Genomic DNA, 25,851 nt, shown 5'->3' on the forward strand with positions numbered 1-25,851 from the left:
ATTTTTTGCACTTTTAGGCTCGATAGAGGTCAATAATTAGCCATATCATAAAAAAGTTTGATTTTCAAAGTCATTAATCTAAATCTTTCTTTTAAAAGGTGATAGAATGTAATAAAGTTTAAAGATATGGGGTGATATTATGGCTTTTACTGCGGCAGAGATGTTACAGTATCTCAATTATGGAGCTTTAGGTATTATCGGACTCGCAATGTTTTGGGGGTTCATCCAAGGGTTTTATAAATCAACGTTCTTTTTCATTTGGACTGTGGGTATATTGGTTGCTGGTTTTTTTCTAATTCCAATCGCAGCTTCATTAATGATGGATTTAGATATCAGCATGGCAGCTCAATATGTAACGCTTGAAGGTGTTACATTTACAACCGTAAAGGAAACGATGGTTAATTATATTGTGTCCTTTCAACCTAACCTAGCCAATGTACTGGTCGAAGGTTCTGATGCGATGGCACTTGTATTAGGTGTAGCACAACTCGCAATCAGTTTAGTTTTATTCATCGTATTATTCATTTTGAATTTAACTATTTTCAAATTTGTGGGTTGGATTATTTGGTTAATCATCAAACCTAAACGTGGTAAAGATGGCAAAAAACGTAAAAAAACATTCGTGTCGAGATTACTCGGTGCGGGCGTTGGTGGCTTACGTGGGGCTTTCTCAGTCCTATTAATTGCTTTACCATTTGCAGCGTTGGTATCCTTAAGTAGTGGACTAGACCTCGTCGATTCACTCGATCAAGAACCCCCTTCATATCAACTAATGGTCATCAATGATGAACTGGTTTTAGTTGAAGTTCAACAACCTACTGCGACTAATAATGAATATTTAGACATGGCGCGTACGATCTTGGGTGAATATCGAAACACATACATGGGTCAAATTGCCGGATATGTAAAAATTGATGGTATTGAACTTGATACCTATGTGTTTGACTCCATTTTAAGCATTCGTGTTAAATCAGAAGACTTAGACACACAAGTCAAACTTAGATCCGAAATTGAAAAGGCACTCACCATTGTAAATTTATTGGTTGAAGCCAATGATGGGTCCACGAATTTTGGAGATGACTTCATTTACAAACTAACCCCAGAAGTTGCGGGGGAAGTGTTTGATTTAGTCACAGAACTCGACATCCTTGAAGTGGTTATCCCGATTGGTTTAGAATACCTAATCAATTCTGGTGATTTCACTGAAATGTTAACAGGATATGAAGATTTACTTACATTAGAAGATTTAAAAGCGATTGACTATATGGCCGACTTGGGCATCTTAGGCGATGTTTTTGTCAACGCTTTAACACTTGTACAGGATCAAGCAGTACCACTCGACCAATTAAACTATTTCCAATTTGATGGGGAAACAGTTACCGACATTTTTACCTCATTAGGTGAATTGGATATCCTCGAGTTTGGTTTGCCAATTGGATTAAACTATCTCATTCAATCCGAAGCGGTTCAACAAGTATATACCGATTTGGGAATTACCTCTGACGATGTGACCTATCCGAATACTGATGACCTCAAAGCGGACTTTGCGAATATCGCAAATGTCTATATCGCCATCCAAGATATGGGTTTTGATTCGATGGATGATTTTGATACCTTAACAGACCCTGAAGTCATGGCAGCCATTCCTGACCAAGCGATTGCAGACTTGTTTGATGCCATCTTTGGGTTTACGGTCATCTCAAGTAATACCAATATTGCTTCTCAACTCATTTATAATTTAATTTCTGAGAGTTTACCAGCTGAGTTCCAAGGTTTACTTACGCAAGCTGATATTTCATCAAACTTTAACGCAACTGAACTTACAAACTTGATATTATTAGCTAAAGTAGTCGTAAGTTCTGGCGTCTTAACGATAATGGACGATGAAAATCCAGATTACGCGACTGCACTTTCGGATGAAAATATCGAAAGTATTGTCAATCGCGTCAGTTCATCTAACTTAATTACTTCGAAGATGAATGATGTCATTACTCAATTATTATCGATGCTTAACTTAGGGGTTACACTTGTAATTCCACCTTCGATCAATTGGGCTGCAGAATCTGGACAAATTGAACTCACTGCGTTACTTAAAGGGGCACGTGAAATTCTCGCATCCAACATTATTTCTGGTGATTTATCCTTACTAACTGAAGAAATGGCGGATAATCTTGCGGGTTATATCGCAGACTCCTTAGTCATTCGTTATAATTTAAATACTGTGTTTGAAAAGGTTCTTTCTAGCCAAGAAGGTTTAAGCGATTTCGAAATTGCGTTACCTGAAACCTATGAAGAATGGACCGAAACAGAAATCAATTCGTTGTTGAAAGCAGCCATTATTCTTCAAAGTGCAGGCAGTGACCCAGACGCTTTATTATCATTCACAGTAGAACAAGTGAAGACGATTGCGAAATCAAAAGTCTTAGCGAATACATTTAGAAATGTGTTCCAATCGATGATTGATACAGGTGGGGATCTAGAAGGTCAAATCTATATTCCTACAGGCTTGGTATGGTATTCTACAGAAACCATACAAGGCGAACTAGAAAGCCTATTGTTAGCCCTTAAAGTATTGATTCCGGGTGGATCTTTAACCGGTGCTGATTTCAGCTTTGACGCGATCATCAGTGCAGATTTAGATGTCTTGCTTGCATCCAAAGTCATTGAACATACAGCTGTTGAAACCCTCAAACCAATGATTGAAACTGGCGATCTCAAAGATTATATTGAACCGAAGTTACCTGGTGATGTAGAGTATGTTTGGTATCAAAATACCGATGTAAACTACCCAGATGGTGACCTCAAACCGTTATTACAAGCCATTCAAGATTTGGACGCGAAAGGCATCTCATTGACGACATTTGATTACACTGCGTTCAATACTGCTTTAGCAACTGAACAGGATGTTACAGATGTAAACAACATCATGGTTTCCTCCCGTATCTTAGTCAATTCGTTGGATAAGATGTTCACATTCATTTTAAATAGTTCAGCAGGATTCGATGTTTCATTGGATAACAGCAGCAAACCAAATTATTGGGAAGGTACCGAAACAGTTGATGGTGAACTTATTAAATTATTAAGAGCTGTTAAAGTCATTGGTTCGGGTACAGTCGATGCAAACTCGATTACATCAACCTTATTATTTGACTTGCTAGAAACCGATTCTGAAATTGTCAGAATGCAAATTTCTACAGCTATTTTAGGTACTACAATTGAAATTCCTGAAGCAGCTAAAGCTAGCCCAACTGAAATTAAAGAAACCGAGCTTTATGCATTAGTAGAAGCATTGGATGCTCTAGGTGGTTCTGTAGACTCAGTCAATTCACTTGATACAACAGACTTCAACGCTACGAAACTAGAAGCACTCCTCGATGCAGGTTCAATTATCGTTAACCGTCAAATTTCGAAAGCCATCTTAGGTTCATCAATTGCAGTTCCAGCGACAGCAAAAGATGGTGAAGATGACATTAAAGAAACTGAGTTACGTGCATTGGTTGCAGCACTTACTGTTTTAGGCGGGTCTGTAGATGCAGTTAGCAGTTTATCAACTGGTGATATTACCGCTACTAAACTTGGCCAATTGCTTGATGCTGGATCGCTCATTGTTAACAGACAAATCTCAACAGCATTGATTGGTTCAACCTTAGACATTCCAAGTGCGGCACTAGAAACACCAACCGATATTAAGGAAACTGAATTACGTAACCTCATCGATGCATTAACCGTTCTAGGTAGTTCAGTTGATTCCGTCAGTTCGATGTCAACAGCAGATTTCACAGCAGCTAAACTCGAAGACTTACTCGATGCTGAATCGCTCATTGTTAACCGTCAAATTTCGACAACACTCATTGGTTCATCCTTAGATATTCCAGATGGTGCATTAGAAACAACAACGGATATTTATGAAACAGAACTTCGTAAATTAGTCATTGCTCTAAACGTTTTAGGTGGATCTGTAGATGCCATCAGCAGTTTATCTGCTAATAGCATAACTGCTACTACATTGGATCAATTATTAGATACCGGTTCACTCATCGTCAACCGACAAATCTCGAAGGCTATCCTAGCTTCTACAATTGAAGTACCAGCAGCAGCTAAGGAAACACCAGAAGATATTTATGTAACAGAACTTGAAAAACTTGTCCTTGCTATGAACGAACTTGGCATGACAGGTTCAGTAACCGAAGTAACGTCTATCGATTCTGGTGATTTAACAAGTGCTAAGCTCAGTGCGTTAATCACAATCGATTCAATCATCGTAAATAGACAAATTTCAACTGTTATTATTGGTACAGGTTTATCAATTCCAACAGATGCCTATGTTGATGTTACTCATGAAGATATCACGAAGGGAGAACTTGAAGCGTTATCGGATGCACTCAACTATATCCCTGGCGGTATCGATGGTATCACAAACTTAACCGCATCAACCATCACCGGTTCGATGATTACAAACTTACTAGATGCCGGTTCAGTAATTGTTAACCGTCAAATCTCGTCCGCAATCATCGGGGCTGGATTAACCAATGGTAATACCGATGCGATTGAACAAGCTGTTGGTCCAAGAAATGGCGAAGTCAAAGTGGTTGAAATGGAAGGTTTAGCTGCAGCATTAACTGCAATGGGACCAACCAAGACAGTTGCTGATTTAACCTCATTAGATTCATCGACAGTATCGACATTAGATGATGCAACTATCGACATTATGTTCGATCCAGATTACACCATCATTTACTACAAACTTGAAGCTGAAATGCGTAACAATCCAATTTACGTTATGTCTCTTGCAGCAACCGATTACGAAGGCGATAATCCTGCCAACCGTATTAAGAGAACTAAACTTGCAGAAGACTTCAAGTTAGGTGCTATCTAATTATTCAATCGTTTCAGATTCCCTCATCCCTTGGGTGGGGGAATTTTTTCTAGTCCAATAGCCCATTTTGTGTTATGATGTATATAGCGTAAACTTTCAAGCTTGTTTGAGGTATTTTATGATCTATACACTTGCATTTATTCGTCATCAAAATGAGTTTTTGATGCTCAATCGTCTAAAACAACCGTGGAAAGGTTGTTGGAATGGTGTTGGCGGCAAATTGGAACCCAATGAAACACTCATCGATTCAATTCAACGTGAAATCCTAGAAGAAACGGGAATGAACGTATGTAAGTATGATATCCAATATAAAGGGAAATTGACATGGGAACCGAACGATGGGTCGTATTTACATCTCTACTTAGTCAATGTTGAGAACAAGATTCAAACACCGATTCAAACCGAAGAAGGCATCCTAGATTGGCGTCCTTATCGTTGGATTATCGATTTTGATAATCTCGGTGTTGCTCACAATATCCCTTATTTCTTACCTAAAATGTTAGAACCTAATCGACATCACTATCATTGCATCTTTGATGGTAATCGTCTTATCGATGTCTTAATTACACCTTTGGAGGATACCCATGCCTGAACTATGGATTGGACTAATTGTCATTGTTTTAATACTGGTCGCGATATTGGTCGTTTTAGAATTCAATCGTAAACGCTTCATTCTATCCATTGAAGAAAAATTAAAGAAGTATGGTACGCTTGAAAAAGCCAATAACGTTAATCATGGTTATGTTCTAAAGACCAATACAACTACTTATCACATTAAACTCATTTATGCACCAGGTGCAAGTGAGGTTTCATTCAACTCAAAACGCCATTGGCAAGTCTTTTCTGGATCTAAAAAATTAATGTTACCGACCCATGGATTTCAAGATAAAGAAGGTAATAAGATCCTCTTAATCTACCCTCAGCCGGGTAAAATTGTCAAATACATCAATGAAAATGAAGTGGTCTTCGTCAACTTAAAGATGGATGTATTTGGGATGAATGTTGTCCATATTAATCAATTAGATGCTTATTTTGAGTAAAGGGACTCTAAAATGTCCCTTTTATGTTGTAAAAATGTCTTTCAATTTATAAGAAAGAGTTTATTCGCTTGTGTTATAATCTTAAAGGAATAGGTGATTATATGAAATATAAAGTAACCCGTAAGCAATTTAATTCGGATGAGTGTTTCGTCTGTGGCATCCACAATCATGCTGGCTTGAAAACAGCCTTTTATGAACTCGAAAACGGCGTCGTAGTCACCATTACCAAAGGCGATAATTTCCATCAAAGTTATCCTAATCGGATGCATGGTGGAATTATCAGCGCTCTTTTAGATGAAACGATTGGTAGAGCCATTAATATATCAGAACCCGAAACTTGGGGTGTAACCATCAAACTAGAAGTATCTTACCGTAAACCTGTCCCTCTCGATGAAGAGATCGTCGTATGTGGCTGGATTACGAAATCCAAGGGAATGACTTTCAAAGGCGAAGGAGTCATTCTCGCGAAAGACCGAAAAACCATTTTAGCGACCTGTGAAGGCACTTATTTTAAACAAAATATCCATGACATTATTGGTGAACACCGCCTTTCTGGCTGGCAGTTTATTCCTGATACGCATGCAGTAACGGAGATTGACATCGATTATGAGTTTGCTCGAAGTGAATGACTTATCTTTTAGATACGATAATAATGATTTACTGGTGGAAGCCTCGCTTCGCCTTTTTATCAATGACCATGCAGTTTTGGTCGGTCCAAATGGTGCTGGTAAAACCACTTTACTCAATTTATTAAACAAATCCTTATCCCCGGACAAAGGCACCATCACCTGGTTGGAACATACTAAAGTCGGGTATTTGGATCAATATGCGAAAATCGATCCGAACCTCATTGTCAGTGATTATTTATTAACTGTATTTAGACCCCTTTTTGATAAAGAGAAGGAAATGGAAGCTCTCTATCAAAAAGTCGGAACTCTAGATGGTGTTGAAATGGAACGTGCGCTCAATATCGCTGCCTCCATTGGTGACTACTTAATTGAGAAGGATTTCTACGCAATGAAATCGAAGCTGGGGAACATCATCCACGGTTTGGGGTTGGAAATGTCTGTACTTGATATGCCGATTAAGCAATTATCCGGTGGGATGCGTGCGAAAATCATCTTAGGAAAACTATTATTAGATGAATCCGACATTCTTTTATTGGATGAACCTACAAACTTTCTAGATATTAGACACATCGAATGGCTGATTAAATTTCTTCAAGGGTATGAAAAAGCATACCTTGTGGTTTCTCACGATGAAGCCTTTTTAAAAGCGATTGCAAATACGGTTATCGCACTTGAAAATAAGGGGTTAACACGCTATAAAGGGAACTTTGATTACTATTTAGCTGAACGCGCACTGCGATTTGAGCAGGTATCTAAACAATACGATGCCCAACAAAAGTTCATCAAGAAACAAGAAGAATTCATCCAAAAGAATATCGTTAGAGCCTCAACCACTAAACAAGCACAAAGCGTCCGAACGAAACTAGAAAAACTAGATCGTATCGATAAACCTACTAAGCAAAAAGAACTTAAGTTTCACTTTCCGTTTTCTAAGGATACAGGACGAGATGTGCTAATTCTTAAAGACTTAGAAGTTGGATATACCAAGAGTCTATTAAAACCAATCAATATGACCATAATGAAAAACACAAAAGTCATTATTACGGGTAAAAATGGTATTGGGAAATCAACTTTAATCAAAACCATTATGGGGATTAATAACCCAATTGCAGGGTCATTTAAGTGGATTGATACTGCTCAAATATCTTATTTTGAACAAGAATTTACCTACGATGAATCTTTGACTGCGGTAAATCTATGTTTTGATATCCTCCAAAATATGGATAAACTCCAAGTTTACACACTCCTTGCCCGTTATGGGGTATCTCGTGATATGGCAGACCGTCCGCTAAAGAGTTTGTCAGGGGGACAAAAAACGAAAGTACGACTCGCTTTAATGAGTCAAAAGAAATCCAACATCATCGTCTTAGATGAACCGACGAATCACTTGGATCACAATGCAAAAGAAGCACTTAAACAAGCCATTATGGCGTTTCCTGGCGTAGCAATCGTGGTATCTCATGATAAGTCTTTCCACGATTCTTTTGAAGCTACACAGCTTGAGTTGAAAGGATAAACTATGAAAAAATTTATTGGGTCTAAAGCCTTTTATCGTGAGGTTCTAGCCATTGTATTACCGATTATGCTACAACAAGGGATTACGACTTTTGTCGGTCTATTGGATAACATCATGGTTGGAAATTTAAATGAAAATGCAATCGGTGGGGTCGCTGCTGCGAACCAAATCATGTTCATTGTTACCATATGTTTCATCGGGGGACTTGCGGGTCCTGGGATATTCATCGCACAGTATTTTGGTGCTAAAGATGAGAATGCACTGAAACAAGCATTCCGAGCTAAAGTCATTTTGGCAGCATTGGTAACCATTATTTCGATGGGAATCTTATTTATATTTAAAGAACCGATGATTCAAGCATTCGCTAAGAATGATCCGGGCTCTGAAGGCGTTTATAACCAAGCCGTTATCACGTATGGTGTTCAATACTTGACCATTATGGCCTTTTCGCTACCAGTCCTCGCAGTGATTCAATTGTATGCTTCGACATTCCGTGAAATCAGAGAAACGAAAGTACCTATGATAGCCGGTATTATAGCTGTCCTAGTTAATTTAGTATTTAACTATCTATTAATTTTTGGTAATCTCGGATTTCCAAAACTTGAAGTAGAAGGTGCGGCCATCGCAACCGTAATATCACGTGTAGTCGAAACTAGTATTCTATTGTTTGTTGCTTATAAAAATAAGATGGTGTTTGCTCAAGGTATATTCTCTCATTTCCACATTGAACGTAAACGTTTTATCCTGATGGTGAAGAAAACCTTACCGCTCTTAGCCAATGAACTTTTATGGTCTTCATCTGTACTAGTGATTATGTTAGCTTACGCACAAAGAGGTACCTCTGTGTACGCAGCTTTCGCAATTTCAAGTGCGGTCTCAAATTTGTTCTTCATCGTGTTTGGGGCTCTAGCAACCGGTATTTCTGTCATGGTTGGTAACGAGTTAGGGGCTAATCAGATTGAATTAGCTAAAGAAAATGCAAGAAAATTACTGGCTCTAACCATTATGGTTTGTATTGTGTTTGGAGTACTTTTAGCCATTATAGCGCCATTTGCACCTTATTTATATAATGTCAGTGATCAAGTTAGAACCATGGCAACACAATTCATGTGGGTCGTAGCTTCGTTGATGTGGATCTTCGCATTTAATGCTGGAATATTCTTTGTTTTAAGAGCGGGTGGTATGGTTGTTCTCACCTTCTTATTTGACTCTACATTCGCATGGTTAGTAGCTGTGCCACTGGCTGTTATATTAAGTATTTACACATCCTTACCGATTTTGTTGGTATACATTATTGTCGAAGGGGTCAGTTTAATTAAAGGCTTAATAGGTGTTCAATATGTCAAAGCGGGAAAATGGGCTAGAAATTTAGCACATCATGAAAACGCTAACTAAAAATGTTTTATTTAATGCTTAAATAGCCTTTTTCCACCTTGAAAAAATTACATAAGAGTGTTAAGATGATAATGGATTAAACACTATAGGAGGAAGAAATGAAAAAAGTAGTAGTTGCATTATTTGTCGCTGTACTGGCTTTAGGCTTAGCTGCTTGCGGACAAAAGAAGGATTATGAAATTGGTCTAGTCACTGACGTTGGTACGATCAATGATAAATCATTCAACCAAGGTGCTTGGGAAGGTGTAGAGCAATATGCCGAAGAACATAAAATTTCCTACAAGTACTATCAACCAGATACAAAATCTACTGAAGATTATGTGAAGTCAATCGAAGTTGCTATTAAAAATGGTGCTAAGATTGTTGTTACCCCTGGTTTCTTATTTGAAAACGCAATTTGGTTAGTTCAAGACAAATACCCAGCTGTTAAATTTATTATTTTGGACGGTGCACCTCATAACGTAACAGACTTTGGTGCAATCGCTCCAGGGGATGAAACCACCATTGATGGCGATACAACAGGTAAAAACGCTAACTTCGAAATAGGCGCAAACGTATACAGCATTTTCTACTCAGAAGAACAATCTGGATTTTTAGCAGGCTATGCAGCTGTTAAAGAAGGCTTCACTAAATTAGGTTTCATGGGTGGTATGTCAGTACCAGCCGTTGTTAGATTCGGTTATGGATTTGTACAAGGTGCGAACTATGCAGCTTCTCAAATGACCGGTGTAACAGTCACTATTAAATATGAATATCTAAACTCCTTCGCACCAGATGCCGCACACCAAACTAAAGCTGCTTCATGGTATACTTCTGGCACAGAAGTTATCTTCGTCGCTGCAGGTGGAGCAGGTAACTCCGTTATGAAGGCTGCTGAAGGTATCGCTGGTAAATATGTAATTGGTGTTGACGTTGACCAAAAAGCTGAATCTGATCGAGTTATTACTTCAGCGATGAAAGAACTCAAGTCATCCGTATATAACGCACTTGATGAAATCTATAACAACAGACAATACAATAGCAATAATCAAGTTATAACTACAAATGGTAAATCTGTAACACTAGATGCATCCGTTGGTGGTATTGGTCTACCTCAAGACTTCTCTAGATTCTCTAAATTTACTAAAGCAATGTATGATGTCATATTTGCAGAAGTTGCAGCTGGTTCGATCACAATTGTTAACGATCACAAATTGCCTGTGACTTCATTAGTAGTTCCAAAAGTTACGCTAGACGTTACTGAATAAAAAAGTTTTCAGAAAGCACTCCAATTTGGGGTGCTTTTTTGTAACTAAAAATGAATCACGATAGAAATATTCTAGGATGTTATATTTTATATAAGAATGTGATTTCAAACTAGAGAAAGCGCTTTTTTATGATATAATAGGGTAGATAAAATGAGGTGAATTTTTATGTCGTATGTGATTGAGATGCTTAATATTACGAAACGATTCCCTGGAATTGTTGCCAACGATAATATTACATTGCAAGTCAGAAAAGGCGAAATCCATGCACTACTTGGGGAAAATGGTGCTGGGAAATCCACTTTAATGAGCGTTTTATTCGGTTTATATCAACCGGAAGAAGGCGTTATTAAGGTTAATGAAGAGGAAGTAAAAATTAAAAACCCCAACGATGCAAATGCATTAAAAATTGGAATGGTGCATCAGCATTTTAAGCTTGTACATAACTATACCGTTGTTGAAAACATCATTTTGGGTCGTGAAGAGACGAAAAATGGATTCATCAGTCTTTCCGATGCGAGAAAAAAGATTGTTGAACTTTCACAGCGCTACAAGCTTAAGATTGATCCTAATGCAAAAATCCAAGATATTACTGTAGGGATGCAACAAAGAGTAGAGATTCTAAAAATGCTTTATCGGGATGCTGATATTTTAATTTTCGATGAACCTACAGCTGTTTTAACACCACAAGAAATCGACGAATTGATGGGTATTATGAAAGAAATGGTGGCTGAAGGAAAATCCATTATTCTAATCACCCATAAACTCAATGAAATCAAGATGGTTGCTGACCACTATACCATACTGCGTAAAGGTAAATGTATCGGGACAGTAGATGTTAAGACCACATCCATTGATCAAATGGCTGAAATGATGGTAGGCCGTAAAGTCACATTTACGATTGATAAAGCTGAACCAAAAAAAACTAAACCCATTCTTCAAGTTGAACACATCCATCATCATAACATTCCTTTAAATAAAGAAGACTTAAGGGATGTTTGTTTTGAAGTTTATGGTGGTGAAATTGTCGTAGTTGCTGGAATTGAAGGCAATGGACAAACGCAATTGGCTGAAGTCATTACAGGTTTAAAAGAACCCAAATCAGGGTCAATTATTTTAAACAATATTGATATCACCCACAAGAGCATACGTGAAAAAACATTATCCGGGATTGCTCACATTCCAGAAGACAGACACAAATTTGGTTTGGTCCTTGATTTTAATTTAGCAGAAAATCTCATCCTTCAAACCTATTTTGATAAGCAATTCCAGCGTTATGGTTTCCTCAAATTTGATGAAATCAAACAGAATGCGGACACACTCATCGAACGTTTTGACGTACGAAGTGCAAATGGCCGTAAAACAAAAACCCGTAGTATGAGTGGTGGTAACCAGCAAAAAGCCATTATTGCAAGAGAACTTTCTCGCAATACTGACCTAGTAGTTGCGGTTCAACCAACTAGAGGTCTTGATGTTGGGGCGATTGAATATGTCCATCACCAACTCATAAACATGAGAGACCAACAAAAAGCGATTTTGGTATTTTCACTGGAACTTGATGAAGTCTTCAGCCTTGCTGACCGCATTTTGGTCATGTATGAAGGCGAAATCGTTGCAAACTTAGACGCTAAAAAAACAAATCAAAATGAACTAGGCCTATACATGTCTGGTTCTAAGAGGGGTAATTAGCTATGAAGAAAATTTTGAAACTTGAAGCAACAGAAAAAATCATAGCCACCTTAATATCGATTTTTGCAGGTATGATGTTTGGCTTAATCATTATGTTGTTGATTAGTCCGTCCATGGCATTTGGCGGATTAACAGCGATTTTACTCACAGGTGTCTCACAAGGTTTGCCAGGATTTGGCAACGTATTATTTAACTCAGCCCCCCTAATCCTAACAGGATTGGCGGTTGCCTTCGCATTTAAAACGGGTCTTTTCAACATCGGGGTTTCTGGACAGTTGATGATTGGGGCCTTCATAGCAGTCTTTATCGGTGTTCAATGGGGCTTCTTAGGGCCATTCCACTGGATTGTAGCAATGCTTGGTGGGGTTTTAGGTGGTATGTTATGGGCATTGATTCCGGCTCTGTTAAAAGCGTATCGAAACGTTCATGAAGTCGTTGCTACTATCATGATGAACTATATCGCAATGTATGTATCTAAAATGTTGATTGAAGCAACCATTTATGATACCGTCAGACAAGAAGCGAGAGAAGTCATCGCTTCTGGTAGAATTCCTAAATTATTTCTGGATAGCATTTTTGATTTTAATAAACTCAATGGCGGAATCATCTTCGCAGTTTTAGTTGGAGCACTGATTTACATCGTATTAGAAAAAACAATATTCGGATTCCAATTAAAAGCAGTTGGGTTTAACCGTGATGCGGCCAAATATGCCGGTGTCAACGACAAACGAAATATTATATACTCATTACTGATTTCAGGTGCTATTGCTGGTTTAGCAGGTGCAATCATATACTTAGTACCAGGTACTGGCATTAAACTAGAAACTAAATATGTGATATCACCTTATGGTTTCCAAGGGATTGCTGTTGCATTACTGGGTATGAGTAATCCAATCGGCACCATATTCTCTGGATTCTTCCTTGGATACATCGAATCCGCAAACCAAGAATTACAATCCTGGGATTTTAAACGTGAAATTATCGATATTATCTCAGCAAGTATCATCTATTTCTCAGCCTTTACACTCTATTTCCAAAAATATGCGAGAAAGTATATTGGGAAACTCTTAACAAAGAAGGGTGGTGAATCCCATGAGTAAATATTTTTCAAGACGAAATATTTGGATTGGGGTTGGCATACTTACATACCTATTGATTGCTATTTGGAATAACAGTAGTTTTTATAACCTATTAAGTTGGACGTTGTATTCTACGATACCTCTTGCGATGGTGGCAATGGCTGGACTCTATTCGGAGCGCTCAGGGGTTGTCAACATTGCCCTTGAAGGTATCATGTTATTTGGGGCATTCGTAGGGATTTTAACCCTAAACAATCTCCAACATATCGGAATTGATGGACAAATGGTATTGATTATGACCGTCATTATTGGCGGTATTGCAGGCTTACTGTTCTCATTGTTACACTCATTCGCTTCCATCACTATGAAATCGAATCAAGTCATCTCTGGTACAGCTTTAAACATGCTAGCTGTGGCACTTGCGATCTTCGTAGGTAGAGCACTTTCATCATCTGGTACAGAAGAAATTGGGTTTTCGGATCGTTATAAAATCAGTATTCCAGTATTAAAAGAAATCCCATTCATCGGTAATATTTTCTTTGAAAATGTCTATTTAATCACTTTGATGGGGTTAGTTGCGTTTATCATAGCCGCAGTGGTCGCTTATAAAACGCGCTATGGTCTCAGAATGCGTGCCTGTGGTGAAAACCCACATGCAGCCGATGCAGCAGGGATTAATGTATATAAGATCCGTTACACATCGGTATCGGTATCGGGCTTCTTAGCTGGTATGGGCGGTGTTATTCTCATCGTTCCAACCTCTACGTCTTTTAAAGCATCCATTTATGGGTATGGGTTCTTAGCCCTTGCCGTATTAATTTCCGGCCAATGGAAACCTGCTAGAGTTATGGTGTTCTCGTTATTATTTGGATTCTTGATGAACTTATCCAATGGGATTACCTTAGTTCAAAGTGCATTTGATGGCTTAAGAGCCAATGAATCCTTACTTCAAGGACTTTACAATAATTTGTATTTGTTCTTCAGACATTTACCGAAAGATATCATTTCAATGACACCTTTCTTGGTAACACTAATCCTGTTAGCCTTGACCTCTAAAAATTCACAAGGTCCAAGAGCAGCCGGTGAGCCATATGATCAAGGGAAGCGTTAATCGCTTCCTTTTTTTCAAAAAAAAGACCCGAAGGTCTAGAACTCATCAATCATTTTAACGAGTGTATCGTAGACTTCGGATTCTTTAATTTTTTTTACGATTTGACCATGTTTGAATATAACTGCCTCACCTTTACCACCGGCAACGCCGATATCAGCATGTTTGGCTTCGCCAGGGCCATTAACTTTGCAGCCCATAATTGCAACATTAATGTGTTTGTTAACACCTTGTAGATAGGTTTCAATGCGTTTCGCAATATCGATCATGTCATATTGGATGCGCCCGCACGTAGGACAGCTGATTAAATTCGGAATATCGTTTCGTAAATTGAGGTTCTTTAAGATCTCCTTAGCGGCTCTAATTTCGATTTCTGGATTATCTGTTAAGGAAACACGAATGGTATTACCAATACCTTCGTGAAGGAGAATACCAATCCCCATGGCACTTTTAATAGCACCAGAGAAAGCAGTACCAGCCTCGGTAACCCCTAAATGAAGAGGGTATGGGAAAGTTTTAGCTGCTAGACGATAGGTTTCAATCATCAGATTCATATCTGTCGCTTTTAATGAAAGCGCAATGTCATAGAAATTTAAACTCTCAAGGATTTCAACATGGCCTTTCGCAACTTTAATCATATTCTCTGCAGTGGGTTCTAAACCATCAGGTAGCGATCCACTATTTACACCAATACGAATTGGGATATTTTTCGCTTTGCACGCTTCAACCACAAGGGCGACTTTTGAACGGTCTTGAATGTTGCCTGGGTTTAATCGAATTTTATCGACACCTTGATTGATCGCTTCTAAAGCGAGTTTGTAATCAAAATGGATATCTGCGACCAAAGGGATATGGATTTGGCGCTTGATTTCACCTAATGCGGCAGCGTCGACTTTATCGAGGACTGCGACGCGAACGATTTCACACCCCGCTTTTTCCAATTGATGGATTTGTTTGACGGTCGATTCGATGTCTTTTGTGAATGTTGTTGTCATACTTTGAATATATACATGGTTGTTACCACCCATGATTAAATTGCCCACTTTAATGGGTCTTGTTTGTAGTCTTTGCATAATTATCACCTAAAACGATTATATCACAAGTGATAAGAGTCTGTACCATGATGCTTATTTATAATAAATCTTCTCATTATTTATATTAAAGTGTTGAATCATTACCTAATAATCGTTATAATGATTCTCATACGAGGAACACACTATGCAAATGTTATCAGAAAAACAAAAAAGGACTTATCGTGAATTTGCACGAGAAGAATCCTTGGCTTACCATCTTTATATGCGAATTGCGAAAAGACAAAAAAAGCCTGAGAACAGAGTCATCTTAGAAGGTATTGCTCTACAGGAAAAGAAACATTTAGATATCTTTAATTCTTATTTAGGTAAAAAAGCAGTCACTCTAGACTATAAACGTCCATCGTTTCGATTGATGTTTTACACGATGGTTATGTATACCCTTGGTGTCATATTCACACTCCGAGTATTTGAACGATTTGAAGCCCACTCACGTCAATCCTACCGCGATGTCATCGAGGAAATTGATGAGCTCAAAGATATCCTTAAAGATGAAAAATCCCATGAAGAAGCTTTACATAATATTTTAAATGACGAAAAGTTATTGTTCGCTTCATCGGTTGTATTAGGAATGAACGATGCATTAGTCAAAATCAGTGGGGCCTTGGCTGGGTTCACACTCGCTATTAACGATTCCTTAAAAGTAGGTACTCTAGGCCTAATTACGGGGATCAGCGCGGCACTCAGTATGGCTGCGAGTGAATATTTGTCTAGGTCACAGGATGATCACGATACACCGCTTATTAACGCTCTTTATACAGGGGTTGCGTATGTAATTGTTGTATCACTGCTCATCTTACCTTATTTTCTGATTTCTGTACCTCTAATTTCGATGGGTGTGATGATTGGGATTGTGATCTTAATTATCTTCGCTTTTAATTATTATATTTCGATTGCGAAGAAACAACCTCTATTTAAGAACTTCATTACGATGGCTTCTATTGCGCTTGTTGTGGCAACAATTTCGTTTTTAATCGGGCTATTCGTCGATTCATTATAAAATCCTTTACAAGGTAAATATTTACTGTTATAATGTCATAGGTTAGAACAGCAATTCATCTGGTTTGAGGTAAACTCGTGCTTGATATTTAATTGCTTGTTTGATATACTTTTAATGTAATGTCTGGAGGGAAGAAACATGCGTGAACTTGTTAAATTAGTTTGTACAGAATGTGGCGAAGAAAACTACTACACAACTAAAAATAAAAAAACCACACCAAATCGTCTTGAAATCAAGAAGTATTGTCCTAAAACACGTACTTATACGTTACATAGAGAAAAGAAATAAGCTATTCTTCGAATAGTTTTTTTTCTAAATGAAACCTATGATACTACGTGGAAACGACGATTTATCTCACATTTACATTCTCTATCGTTTTGATGGAGCGATTCTAATTGACCCTTCACATGACCTCGCTTTCATTGAGGCTGCTCTAAAGGGGTACACCCTAAAAGCGATTTTGCTCACCCATGGACATATTGACCATACAGCTCTAATCGATCACTTTAATGTTCCAGTTTACATGCACAAAGATGATTATTTATTGATGTATGATGCAGACCAAAGTGGTGCGAAATCCTTAAAAATGGCTTTGCCCAAGTTTAAAGGTTCTGACATTCAGTTCATTAAAGATTTGGACAAAATTCCATTTATGGATGAAACGTTGACGGTGTATCACACCCCTGGTCACACTAAGGGCAGTGTTTGTTACTTATATCGAAACGAATTATATACAGGCGATACTTTATTTAAAGGTGGTGTCGGACGAACGGATTTGGTCGGTGGGTCAACTGCTCAATTGAATAAATCACTTAAACGTTTATTTACTGAATGCTCACAAACTGTGAAAATATTTCCTGGACATGACGGAACAACAACCCTTAAGGACGAAAAGAAGAACAACGAGTATATTCAAAAAATATTATCAAAATAATCCCACATTACGAGTGGGATTTTATTTTTTAGCACTTTTCTCTTGACAGTGCTAAATCCATATAATACAATAGAGTTGGCACTGAGATACTTCAAGTGCTAGAGAGGTGAAGTTGTGTTAACTAATCGACAAAAACTGATCTTGAAGGCCATCATTGAAGCTTATGTGAATGACGGGATCCCAGTGGGGTCAAAAGCCTTAACTGATAAACCGTATTTGGGGTTCTCCTCAGCGACACTACGCTATGACATGGCTAAACTTGAAGAACTTGGCTTTCTTGAAAAAACACACACCAGTTCTGGTCGAATTCCGTCGAATCTAGGGTATCGATATTATGTTGAAAATCTCGTTACAAGAGACGATAATGTCAAGGAAGTATTCCCGATCATTGACCGAATTTTCATGGAATTTGAAAACAATAAAGAAATTGCAGTGAAAGAAGCCATTAACCTATTATCTGAATTAACCAATTATACTTCAATGGTACTTGGACCTAATGAAATGCTCGCACGTATCAAAAAGATTGACTTTATTCCACTATACAATCAAGACGCAGTTGTGCTGATTGTTACGGATAAAGGACATGTTCAAAGTGAGACCGTAAAAATTCCAGAACACATCTCTTACATGGATTTCAAGAAAATCATATCGAGTTTAAATGATTTACTTGAAAATCAATTTGTGAAAGATGCGAAACGTATCTTAAAAAATGCATTTATGGAAGAAAACCTCATGGAATACATGGACTACCAAGAACGCATCATCGACACGGTTGTCAATGCCTTCCGTCAACTGAGCGAAGAAAATGTTTATTTGACTGGGATGGGGAATATGCTTGTCCAACCAGAATTCAATGACATCAATCAAATTCGTGACCTGATGTATATGTTAGACAGAAAAGAACTACTTAGATTGGTAGGGCGAACCAATAAACTCTCAATCAAAATTGGTAAAGAAGCTGATTATATGCCAACCGATACGTGTACGATCATTTCCGTTCCTTATGCTGTAACGGATGAAGATCAAGGCACGATTGCAATCATTGGACCGACTCGGATGGATTATTCAAAAGTAATCCCACTAATGGAATACATCGCGAAAAACATCGCGAAATTATATAAAAAATGAGGTGAATCCCTGTGGATGAACAAAAAAAAGACACAGTAAATAAAGAACAGGTAGAACACGAAAAACCTGAAAAAGAAAAAAAGAAAAGTGAGAAAGACAAATTGAAAGATGAAATCGAGAGTTTAAAAGGTGAAATCGCGTCCTTGAAAGATCAATATCTGAGAGAGCGTGCTGAACTGGAAAACTATAAGAAGCGGATTCAACAAGAACGTATCGTAGAGCGCAAGTATGCCTCACAAAATGTGGTCGAAGCCCTACTAGGTCCACTCGATCAATTAAAAATTGTCACGAACATGACTGTGGACAATGACTTATTAAAGAACTATTTAATTGGTTTCAAGATGATCAATGATCAAATCTTCAACATATTGGAACAAGAGGGTTTAAAAGAAATTAAAGCCATGAATGAAATGTTTGATCCAAACATTCACCATGCAATTGATATAGTTAAAGATGAAGAAAAACCGAAAGGCATGATTCTAGGTGTCCAACAAACTGGCTATCTATTTAAAGAACGTGTCGTCAGACCTGCCATGGTCAAAGTAAACGAATGGAGTGATGAAAATGGCAACAACTAATAAAATTATCGGTATCGACTTAGGTACAACAAACTCAGTAGTATCCATCATGGAAGGTGGAGACGTTAAAGTAATTCCAAACGCAGATGGTTCACGTACAACCCCATCTGTAGTCGCTTTTAAAGGTGATGAAATCTCAGTTGGTGAAGTTGCGAAGAGACAAACCATCACCAACCCAAACACCGTATCCTCAATTAAACGTCATATGGGGGAATCCTCTTACCGTGTGAATATTAATGGTAAACAATATACCCCACAAGAAATCTCAGCGATGATTCTTCAAAATTTGAAGAAAACAGCTGAAGACTATTTAGGTGCACAAGTGAAGAAAGCCGTTATTACCGTACCAGCTTATTTCAACGATGCTCAACGTCAAGCAACTAAAGATGCAGGTAAGATTGCCGGTCTTGAAGTTATGCGTATCATCAATGAACCTACCGCAGCTGCGCTTGCGTATGGTATTGATAAACTAGAAAAAGAACAAACTGTCTTAGTATTCGACTTAGGTGGGGGTACATTCGACGTATCCATCTTACACTTAGCTGACGGTACATTTGAAGTATTGTCAACAGCTGGCGATAATCACCTTGGTGGCGACGATTTTGACCAAAAAGTCATGGATTATCTAGTTGCTGAATTCAAGAAAGAAAATGGTGTTGACTTATCCAAAGATAAAATGGCTGTTCAACGCTTGAAAGACGCTGCTGAAAAAGCGAAAAAAGAACTTTCTGGTGTTACAACCACTCAAATCTCCTTACCATTTATTACCATGGGTGTTTCTGGACCTCTACACTTAGAAAAGACCATTACACGTGCTAAATTTGACGAATTAACTGCTGATCTAGTCGAAAGAACTGTAGTTCCAGTTCGTCGTGCATTAAAAGATGCGAAGATGGACCCAGCGAAATTACACCAAGTTCTATTGGTTGGTGGATCTACACGTATTCCAGCAGTTCAAGAAGCTGTTAAACGTGAATTAGGTAAAGAACCTAACAAGAGTGTGAACCCAGATGAAGTCGTTGCGATGGGTGCTGCCATTCAAGGCGCCGTATTATCCGGGGATGTGAAAGATGTCTTACTATTAGACGTTACCCCATTATCCTTAGGTATTGAAACACTTGGTGGCGTATTCACGAAGTTAATTGAAAGAAATACAACAATCCCAACATCTAAATCACAAGTCTTCTCAACTGCAGCGGACAATCAACCAGCCGTAGACATCCACGTATTACAAGGTGAACGTCAAATGGCAGCGGACAATAAGACTTTAGGTCGCTTCCAATTAAATGACATTCCACCTGCACCACGTGGTGTACCTCAAATTGAAGTTAAATTTGATATTGATGCCAACGGTATTGTTAACGTTAGTGCTAAAGATTTAGGCACAGGCAAATCTCAAAAGATTGTCATCTCTGGTGGGTCTGCGATGAGCGATGAAGAAATCAAACGTCTAATCAAAGAAGCTGAAGAAAATGCGGAAGCCGATAAGCAAAAACGTGAAGAAGCAGACTTACGTAATGATTCCTCATCCTTAATTTTCCAAGCCAATAAAGCCATTACGGATTTAGGTGATCAAGTCGATAAATCTGAAAAGTCAAAAGTTGAAAAAGCAATAAAAGACTTAGAAGAAGCTCTTAAAGGTTCTGATCTAAACCGTATCCGTGAAGCGAAAGAAGTTTTAGAAAAAGATGCTCAAGCGATTGCTGTTAAAGCCTATGAAAAAGCTCAAAAAGAAGACCCAACTGGGGAACAAACTAAACACTCAAGCGACTCTAACACTGTAGACGCTGAATTTGAAGAAAAATAATATCCACATTAGGGGCTACGGCCCCTTTTGATGAAAGGTTAACATATGGCAGAAAAAAGAGATTATTATGACGTACTGGGTGTAAGCAAAACAGCATCCGAAGAAGAAATTAAAAAGGCTTATCGATCGCTGGCAAAGAAATACCATCCGGATGTCTCTAGTGAACCCGATGCAGAGGCTAAATTCAAAGAAGTTCAAGAAGCCTATGACACACTAGGAGAACCCGATAAACGCAGACAATACGACCAATACGGCCATAATGGTCCATTTGGCCAAGGTGGTTCTGGATTTGGTGGCTTTGAAGGTTTCGGTGGATTCTCCGATATCTTCAGTTCATTCTTTGGTGGGGGTGGTCAACAACGTCGTGACCCAAATGGTCCTGCAAGGGGCGATGATTTAGAACGGAGAATGAATATTACGTTCGAAGAAGCTGTCCTTGGTACTAAAAAAACCATTAAGGTTGAAACCGAACAAGCTTGTCATGTTTGTGGTGGCCATGGTGGACAATCTTCTAAAGATGTCGAAACGTGTGACCGCTGTCATGGTGCAGGGTATGTTACAGTTGAACAACGTACCATTTTAGGTTCAATACGCTCACAAGCAGCCTGCCCTAAGTGTGGTGGTCGTGGTAAAACCATCAAAAACAAATGTAAGACATGTAATGGTTTAGGCCGCGAAATAGTTGCAAAAGACATTGAAGTTAAGATTCCAGCAGGTATTGACAACAACATGTCCCTACGTATGCAAGGTTATGGTGAAGGTGGCTCTAACGGTGGCCCAGCTGGGGATTTATACTTAAGATTCTCGGTTAAACCACACAAATTCTTCAAACGTGATGGAGATAACATCATCCTTGAAGTACCGATTTCCTTTGTTCAAGCCGCTCTAGGGGATTCGATTGATGTACCTACAATTTATGGAGATGTTACCCTTAAAATTGCACCAGGGACTCAAAACGGAACCACACTTAGAATGCGTGAAAAAGGTGTTGTTAACGTCAACAACGGGCGTAAAGGTGATCAGTTGGTTGTGGTCCAAGTCGAAGTTCCTACTAATTTATCGAAGGAACAAGAAACTATTCTTAGACAGTTCGAAAAAGCAAATCCAAAACCAAAAGATACTCCGTGGGAACGTTTTAAGAATATCTTTAAAAACTAATTTTGAAAAACTGCCAAAGTGCAGTTTTTCTTTTTTTCACCAATAAAAATAATAACAAATGGCGTATATTAGGTGAAACATAAAAAGGAGAGAACAAAAATGAGAAAAATAAGTGCTTTATTCTTACTCACATTGGTTGCTGTACTTACGTTATCCGGTTGTAATTTAGCATCCAACACAAAAGACATCAGTGAACAAGATGTCTATGCTTTATCTGTATTTTCTATGGGAGAATTGTTGGGTTCTAGTCAAACCTCAACGACGATACAATTAACGGCCGCATCCACATTAGAAGAGGAACCAATTACTACAGATACGGATCCAGTTTTGGAAAAGTATTTAGCAATGATGGAAACATTTTTAAATTCAGGTGCACCAATTCAAGCAAATACTACAGTCTCGGATCGTGAAGGTTATGCTTTCATGACAGTTTATCAAGTTAGAGATTTATTAGGTGGTATCGTCAGCTATACGATATATTTTAATGAAATCCTACCAGAAGTAGTTGAAGATGAACCTATTGAAACAGACGAACCTGAGGTCGAAACACCAGAAACTGAAGCACCTCTACAATCTGATGAAGCGACCATTCAATCCGTAAGAGCTCAACAAAGAGATCGTAATCACGAACACGATGGTATGTTTGAAGATGAATCGGACGACGAAATTGTTTATGAACTCGAAGGACTACTCATTGTAGATGACATTGAATACCGCATTGTTGGTCGAAAAGAAATTGAAGATGATGAAACAGAAATTAAGTTTGTTGCTTTCACAGACATGGATAACTTTATTCGAATTTCTTACAAGACTGAAGAAAACGAACAAAAATTTGTTTTAGTCCAAAGAGTAGATGGACAAGTTGTTCAAAGAACATCGATTAAAGTGGACAGTGAAGATGGCGAATCTAAAGTTATGCTAACTTATCAAACAGGCACTCAAATTGCCCGTTATTCCTTCAAAGAAGTGGATAATGAAAACTACGATATTTTCATTAAATATGATATCCGAGAAGCTGGAAGTATCGTTGAAAGAGGAATGATTAAAATCAAGATTACTGTGGATGAAGAAACGGGTGAAACCAACTACACATATCAAGTTGTAGGAGAAAGAAAAGGTCATACATTTGAAGGTGAAAAAGGATTTGGACGTAACCACCATGGCGACTATTCTTAACCAAGTAATGATTCAGATAAAACACGCGGGGGACGCGGAGAATTCGGTTTTAGATAATTGTCTATCATAGAATTCGATGTGTAATTGTGATATAATCGTCGTGATTGGAGGGGGAATATGGCATTCAATTACGACGATTATGTCGATCTTATTATAGAGAAAAATGAATCGGCTTTAGAGGCTGTTTATGAGGCCTCTAAACACATTGTTTACGCAATCATTCGTCAAAAAGTAAAAGACCCCAACACCATTGAAGATCTCATGCAGGAGACTTATGAAAAAGCGATTAGACATGTAAGAAGTTATACAAAAAATGGTAAATTTATTAAATGGCTTGGGAGTATCGCACACAATACGGTAATGGATTACTACAGAAACCAGGACAAAGTCGATTTACAACCTGAAGAAACCATCAATTTAAAGTTTAAAACCAATCCAGAAAACTACGATAATCAGGCTTTAGTACAAGCTTTATTGAAAATCCTATCCCCAATTGAACAAAGCATTGTGCTTTTACACGTGATCGATGAATACACATTTAAAGATATCTCAAAAATGGTGGATAAACCCTTAGGTACTGTATTATGGCATTATCAAAATGCACTCAAAAAAATGCGAATGGAGGCGACAAAATGAACGATAAAGACATCCAAAAATTACTTAAATCCACAATCGATACGCAAGTACCGAATGTCTTATCGAAGATAGATCTTAAGTCTATCGAGATTTTAGCTGCCCCGGAACCTATATTTCAATGGCGTTTACGTCGCGTTCTGCCTACTGCACTACTCGCATTAACCAGTTTGGTCATTCTATTTGTATTGATCAGTCTGAGAAACCCAAATTCTGAAACACCAATACCGATGCGTCTGACTGCTGAAAAGACATATTCATTTAGTGCAATCTCTTCATCTGTTTTGTTAAATACAGTAGAAACTCAAGTGGCTTTAAGCAATCAAATGATATTGTTAAATTCACGAACTCAAGGGACTTACATAAAAAATCGGATGACGCTTTTAAATCCTTATTTTAATATGATAGAAATATTCATTTCTAATCAAGAATTGAGTTTTTCTGACCCTAAACCATCTGATTTAGAGGGCTATTCGTATCAAATCACCTATCAGGTGATGAATCTTAATCAAGAAACTGAAAGCTATGAATTTCATTATCGAATCAATATCGAAGATGGGATCGAATATACCGAAGGCGTGCTTGTACTAGATACAATCACTTACTACCTTGAAGGGTCTAAAGCAGTAATTAATGGGGTCACAACCATCCAAACCTTTACTTATGTAAATGTGGCTGAAAAAGAACTTAACTACATAGAATTTAAATCTATCGAGTCTCTGGATGAACAACAATTTAATTATAAAGTCTACCATGAAGGTAATGAAATCGAACAAACGAAAGTTCAATTAGAGACATTTAATCGGTTGTTACGAATTAAATTAGAGTATGAGAATTTGTTCTCGAATGTTGACGTTGAACTTAAAGCTAATCGAATAGATACTAAAATGGGTCCTCGAATTCGAATCCAATATGAATATAAAGGCCCAGTAGTCAAAGAAGAAGGAATGATTATTTTATCCCTTATTAAAAATGAAATCACAGGCGAATTAGGTTATGCATTCTTAATTACCAATTCAAAAGGTGAAAAAGATACGGTACGTGGTTCTCGCGGCCAACATAACTCGAATAAACAAACAGATAAATAATCAAAAAAAGCGAAACTACGAACTCAGTTCACGGTTTCGCTTTTGAATTATAACCAGTATACCAACAAATAGTATTGCACCAAGTGTATTACACATAAAGTCGATCATTGTATCACTAAGTGCTGCTTGTCCGACTTTTAAAGCATGTGATATTTCATCTTTATAACTTTGAGTGTTTGACCCAATCCAGAAGTCTAATCCGAATTCAAACAATTCCCATAATGTTCCAAATAAGGCTTGAAAACCTAGTATGAATAAACTTGTTATTAAAATAGATTTTTCTTTAGTGAATTTGGAATAAAAATCATATCCGATCATCGAAAGTACAAATCCACCTGCTACATGGATTATAGAATCATAAAACTCATACATTCGGTAAATACCAACACCTTCTCCAAGGATGAGGGTTAGGAAAATAAAGACATAGTACACGATTTGCTGACGAGGAGTGAGTTTTAAGGGTGTAAAACGTAGTATTAACCATGGGATTTGAATGATTAATAGTGAGATAATACTATTTGAAAACGCGATGACATACCAATTGGTTACATCCCATAATGGATTGCCTAATAGATAAATCCCTGATATGCTGAATAATATTAAAGTACTTAGCAAAACGATACCATATAAGTATGTATGCAGATGGTTTTTAATCAATTAAATCACCTCTATTTGAATTAAA

22 protein-coding genes are annotated in these 25,851 nt (G+C 37.9%); 20 read left to right on the top strand and 2 right to left on the bottom strand.

Features of this window, described 5'->3' with window-relative positions:
- The first annotated feature begins 139 nt into the window (after positions 1–139).
- The 10 genes from N7603_RS03115 to N7603_RS03160 all read left to right on the top strand — a co-directional run bounded on the left by N7603_RS03115 (position 140) and on the right by N7603_RS03160 (position 14,579).
- Positions 140–4,876 carry a CvpA family protein gene (locus tag N7603_RS03115; protein WP_262095880.1) on the top strand — a complete coding sequence of 1,579 codons (4,737 nt, stop codon included), beginning with the start codon at positions 140–142 and terminating at the stop codon, positions 4,874–4,876.
- A gap of 118 nt (positions 4,877–4,994) precedes the next feature.
- The gene (locus tag N7603_RS03120; protein ID WP_262095881.1) at positions 4,995–5,468 is read left to right on the top strand and encodes an NUDIX hydrolase; all 474 of its coding nucleotides are present in this window, start codon (positions 4,995–4,997) and stop codon (positions 5,466–5,468) included.
- A complete protein-coding gene (locus N7603_RS03125) occupies positions 5,461–5,916 on the top strand; it encodes a hypothetical protein (RefSeq protein WP_262095882.1) in 456 nt (151 codons plus the stop codon). The genes N7603_RS03120 and N7603_RS03125 overlap by 8 nt, the downstream gene beginning before the upstream one ends.
- Before the next feature lie 101 nt (positions 5,917–6,017).
- Complete coding sequence (locus tag N7603_RS03130; protein ID WP_262095883.1) at positions 6,018–6,545, top strand: PaaI family thioesterase; 528 nt, start codon at positions 6,018–6,020, stop codon at positions 6,543–6,545.
- Positions 6,523–8,061, top strand: a complete 1,539-nt coding sequence (locus N7603_RS03135; RefSeq protein WP_262095884.1) for an ABC-F family ATP-binding cassette domain-containing protein — start codon at positions 6,523–6,525, stop codon at positions 8,059–8,061. Before N7603_RS03130 ends, N7603_RS03135 begins: the two co-directional genes overlap by 23 nt.
- 3 nt (positions 8,062–8,064) lie before the next feature.
- Positions 8,065–9,456, top strand: coding sequence for an MATE family efflux transporter (locus N7603_RS03140; RefSeq protein WP_262095885.1), 1,392 nt, complete (start codon positions 8,065–8,067; stop codon positions 9,454–9,456).
- A gap of 98 nt (positions 9,457–9,554) precedes the next feature.
- Positions 9,555–10,703 (top strand): BMP family lipoprotein, encoded by a 1,149-nt coding sequence (locus N7603_RS03145; RefSeq protein ID WP_262095886.1) that lies wholly within the window; start codon positions 9,555–9,557, stop codon positions 10,701–10,703.
- 165 nt (positions 10,704–10,868) lie between these two features.
- Positions 10,869–12,389, top strand: a complete 1,521-nt coding sequence (locus N7603_RS03150) for an ABC transporter ATP-binding protein (RefSeq protein ID WP_262095887.1) — start codon at positions 10,869–10,871, stop codon at positions 12,387–12,389.
- Positions 12,390–12,391: 2 nt separating this feature from the next.
- Positions 12,392–13,489 (top strand): ABC transporter permease, encoded by a 1,098-nt coding sequence (locus N7603_RS03155; RefSeq protein WP_262095888.1) that lies wholly within the window; start codon positions 12,392–12,394, stop codon positions 13,487–13,489.
- Positions 13,482–14,579, top strand: a complete 1,098-nt coding sequence (locus N7603_RS03160) for an ABC transporter permease (protein ID WP_262095889.1) — start codon at positions 13,482–13,484, stop codon at positions 14,577–14,579. Before N7603_RS03155 ends, N7603_RS03160 begins: the two co-directional genes overlap by 8 nt.
- Before the next feature lie 35 nt (positions 14,580–14,614).
- Here N7603_RS03160 and ispG read toward each other — a convergent pair whose 3' ends face one another.
- The gene (gene ispG / locus N7603_RS03165; protein WP_262095890.1) at positions 14,615–15,649 is read right to left on the bottom strand and encodes a flavodoxin-dependent (E)-4-hydroxy-3-methylbut-2-enyl-diphosphate synthase; all 1,035 of its coding nucleotides are present in this window, start codon (positions 15,647–15,649) and stop codon (positions 14,615–14,617) included.
- A 145-nt stretch (positions 15,650–15,794) separates the two neighbouring features.
- Between ispG and N7603_RS03170 the strand changes: the two genes are divergently transcribed.
- The 10 genes from N7603_RS03170 to N7603_RS03215 all read left to right on the top strand — a co-directional run bounded on the left by N7603_RS03170 (position 15,795) and on the right by N7603_RS03215 (position 25,169).
- The gene (locus tag N7603_RS03170) at positions 15,795–16,667 is read left to right on the top strand and encodes a VIT1/CCC1 transporter family protein (protein ID WP_262095891.1); all 873 of its coding nucleotides are present in this window, start codon (positions 15,795–15,797) and stop codon (positions 16,665–16,667) included.
- Positions 16,668–16,805: 138 nt separating this feature from the next.
- Positions 16,806–16,955, top strand: coding sequence for a 50S ribosomal protein L33 (gene rpmG / locus N7603_RS03175; protein WP_262095892.1), 150 nt, complete (start codon positions 16,806–16,808; stop codon positions 16,953–16,955).
- A 28-nt stretch (positions 16,956–16,983) separates the two neighbouring features.
- Positions 16,984–17,601 (top strand): MBL fold metallo-hydrolase, encoded by a 618-nt coding sequence (locus N7603_RS03180; RefSeq protein ID WP_262095893.1) that lies wholly within the window; start codon positions 16,984–16,986, stop codon positions 17,599–17,601.
- A 114-nt stretch (positions 17,602–17,715) separates the two neighbouring features.
- Positions 17,716–18,729, top strand: a complete 1,014-nt coding sequence (gene hrcA / locus N7603_RS03185; RefSeq protein WP_262095894.1) for a heat-inducible transcriptional repressor HrcA — start codon at positions 17,716–17,718, stop codon at positions 18,727–18,729.
- Between the two features lie 11 nt (positions 18,730–18,740).
- Positions 18,741–19,307, top strand: a complete 567-nt coding sequence (grpE, locus tag N7603_RS03190; protein ID WP_262095896.1) for a nucleotide exchange factor GrpE — start codon at positions 18,741–18,743, stop codon at positions 19,305–19,307.
- Positions 19,294–21,114 carry a molecular chaperone DnaK gene (dnaK, locus tag N7603_RS03195; RefSeq protein ID WP_262095897.1) on the top strand — a complete coding sequence of 607 codons (1,821 nt, stop codon included), beginning with the start codon at positions 19,294–19,296 and terminating at the stop codon, positions 21,112–21,114. Before grpE ends, dnaK begins: the two co-directional genes overlap by 14 nt.
- Positions 21,115–21,159: 45 nt before the next feature.
- On the top strand, positions 21,160–22,272 hold the full coding sequence (gene dnaJ / locus N7603_RS03200) for a molecular chaperone DnaJ (RefSeq protein ID WP_262095898.1): 1,113 nt from the start codon (positions 21,160–21,162) through the stop codon (positions 22,270–22,272).
- 99 nt (positions 22,273–22,371) lie between these two features.
- A complete protein-coding gene (locus N7603_RS03205) occupies positions 22,372–23,448 on the top strand; it encodes a lipoprotein (protein ID WP_262095899.1) in 1,077 nt (358 codons plus the stop codon).
- Between the two features lie 117 nt (positions 23,449–23,565).
- Positions 23,566–24,084 carry an RNA polymerase sigma factor gene (locus N7603_RS03210; protein WP_262095900.1) on the top strand — a complete coding sequence of 173 codons (519 nt, stop codon included), beginning with the start codon at positions 23,566–23,568 and terminating at the stop codon, positions 24,082–24,084.
- On the top strand, positions 24,081–25,169 hold the full coding sequence (locus tag N7603_RS03215) for a hypothetical protein (RefSeq protein WP_262095901.1): 1,089 nt from the start codon (positions 24,081–24,083) through the stop codon (positions 25,167–25,169). The genes N7603_RS03210 and N7603_RS03215 overlap by 4 nt, the downstream gene beginning before the upstream one ends.
- A 15-nt stretch (positions 25,170–25,184) precedes the next feature.
- Here the strand turns inward: N7603_RS03215 and N7603_RS03220 are convergent, their stop codons facing one another.
- Positions 25,185–25,826 carry a DUF2238 domain-containing protein gene (locus N7603_RS03220; protein ID WP_262095902.1) on the bottom strand — a complete coding sequence of 214 codons (642 nt, stop codon included), beginning with the start codon at positions 25,824–25,826 and terminating at the stop codon, positions 25,185–25,187.
- Positions 25,827–25,851: the final 25 nt, after the last annotated feature.

The sequence above is a fragment of the Paracholeplasma vituli genome (assembly GCF_025446935.1).
Lineage (GTDB): Bacteria > Bacillota_I > Bacilli_A > Acholeplasmatales > UBA5453 > Paracholeplasma > Paracholeplasma vituli.

Coding starts and splice junctions, on each gene's coding strand:
- N7603_RS03115 (WP_262095880.1), top strand. CDS start 140: ATGGCTTTTACTGCGGCAGAGATGTTACAGTATCTCAATTATGGAGCT.
- N7603_RS03120 (WP_262095881.1), top strand. CDS start 4,995: ATGATCTATACACTTGCATTTATTCGTCATCAAAATGAGTTTTTGATG.
- N7603_RS03125 (WP_262095882.1), top strand. CDS start 5,461: ATGCCTGAACTATGGATTGGACTAATTGTCATTGTTTTAATACTGGTC.
- N7603_RS03130 (WP_262095883.1), top strand. CDS start 6,018: ATGAAATATAAAGTAACCCGTAAGCAATTTAATTCGGATGAGTGTTTC.
- N7603_RS03135 (WP_262095884.1), top strand. CDS start 6,523: ATGAGTTTGCTCGAAGTGAATGACTTATCTTTTAGATACGATAATAAT.
- N7603_RS03140 (WP_262095885.1), top strand. CDS start 8,065: ATGAAAAAATTTATTGGGTCTAAAGCCTTTTATCGTGAGGTTCTAGCC.
- N7603_RS03145 (WP_262095886.1), top strand. CDS start 9,555: ATGAAAAAAGTAGTAGTTGCATTATTTGTCGCTGTACTGGCTTTAGGC.
- N7603_RS03150 (WP_262095887.1), top strand. CDS start 10,869: ATGTCGTATGTGATTGAGATGCTTAATATTACGAAACGATTCCCTGGA.
- N7603_RS03155 (WP_262095888.1), top strand. CDS start 12,392: ATGAAGAAAATTTTGAAACTTGAAGCAACAGAAAAAATCATAGCCACC.
- N7603_RS03160 (WP_262095889.1), top strand. CDS start 13,482: ATGAGTAAATATTTTTCAAGACGAAATATTTGGATTGGGGTTGGCATA.
- ispG (WP_262095890.1), bottom strand. CDS start 15,649: ATGCAAAGACTACAAACAAGACCCATTAAAGTGGGCAATTTAATCATG.
- N7603_RS03170 (WP_262095891.1), top strand. CDS start 15,795: ATGCAAATGTTATCAGAAAAACAAAAAAGGACTTATCGTGAATTTGCA.
- rpmG (WP_262095892.1), top strand. CDS start 16,806: ATGCGTGAACTTGTTAAATTAGTTTGTACAGAATGTGGCGAAGAAAAC.
- N7603_RS03180 (WP_262095893.1), top strand. CDS start 16,984: ATGAAACCTATGATACTACGTGGAAACGACGATTTATCTCACATTTAC.
- dnaK (WP_262095897.1), top strand. CDS start 19,294: ATGGCAACAACTAATAAAATTATCGGTATCGACTTAGGTACAACAAAC.
- dnaJ (WP_262095898.1), top strand. CDS start 21,160: ATGGCAGAAAAAAGAGATTATTATGACGTACTGGGTGTAAGCAAAACA.
- N7603_RS03205 (WP_262095899.1), top strand. CDS start 22,372: ATGAGAAAAATAAGTGCTTTATTCTTACTCACATTGGTTGCTGTACTT.
- N7603_RS03210 (WP_262095900.1), top strand. CDS start 23,566: ATGGCATTCAATTACGACGATTATGTCGATCTTATTATAGAGAAAAAT.
- N7603_RS03215 (WP_262095901.1), top strand. CDS start 24,081: ATGAACGATAAAGACATCCAAAAATTACTTAAATCCACAATCGATACG.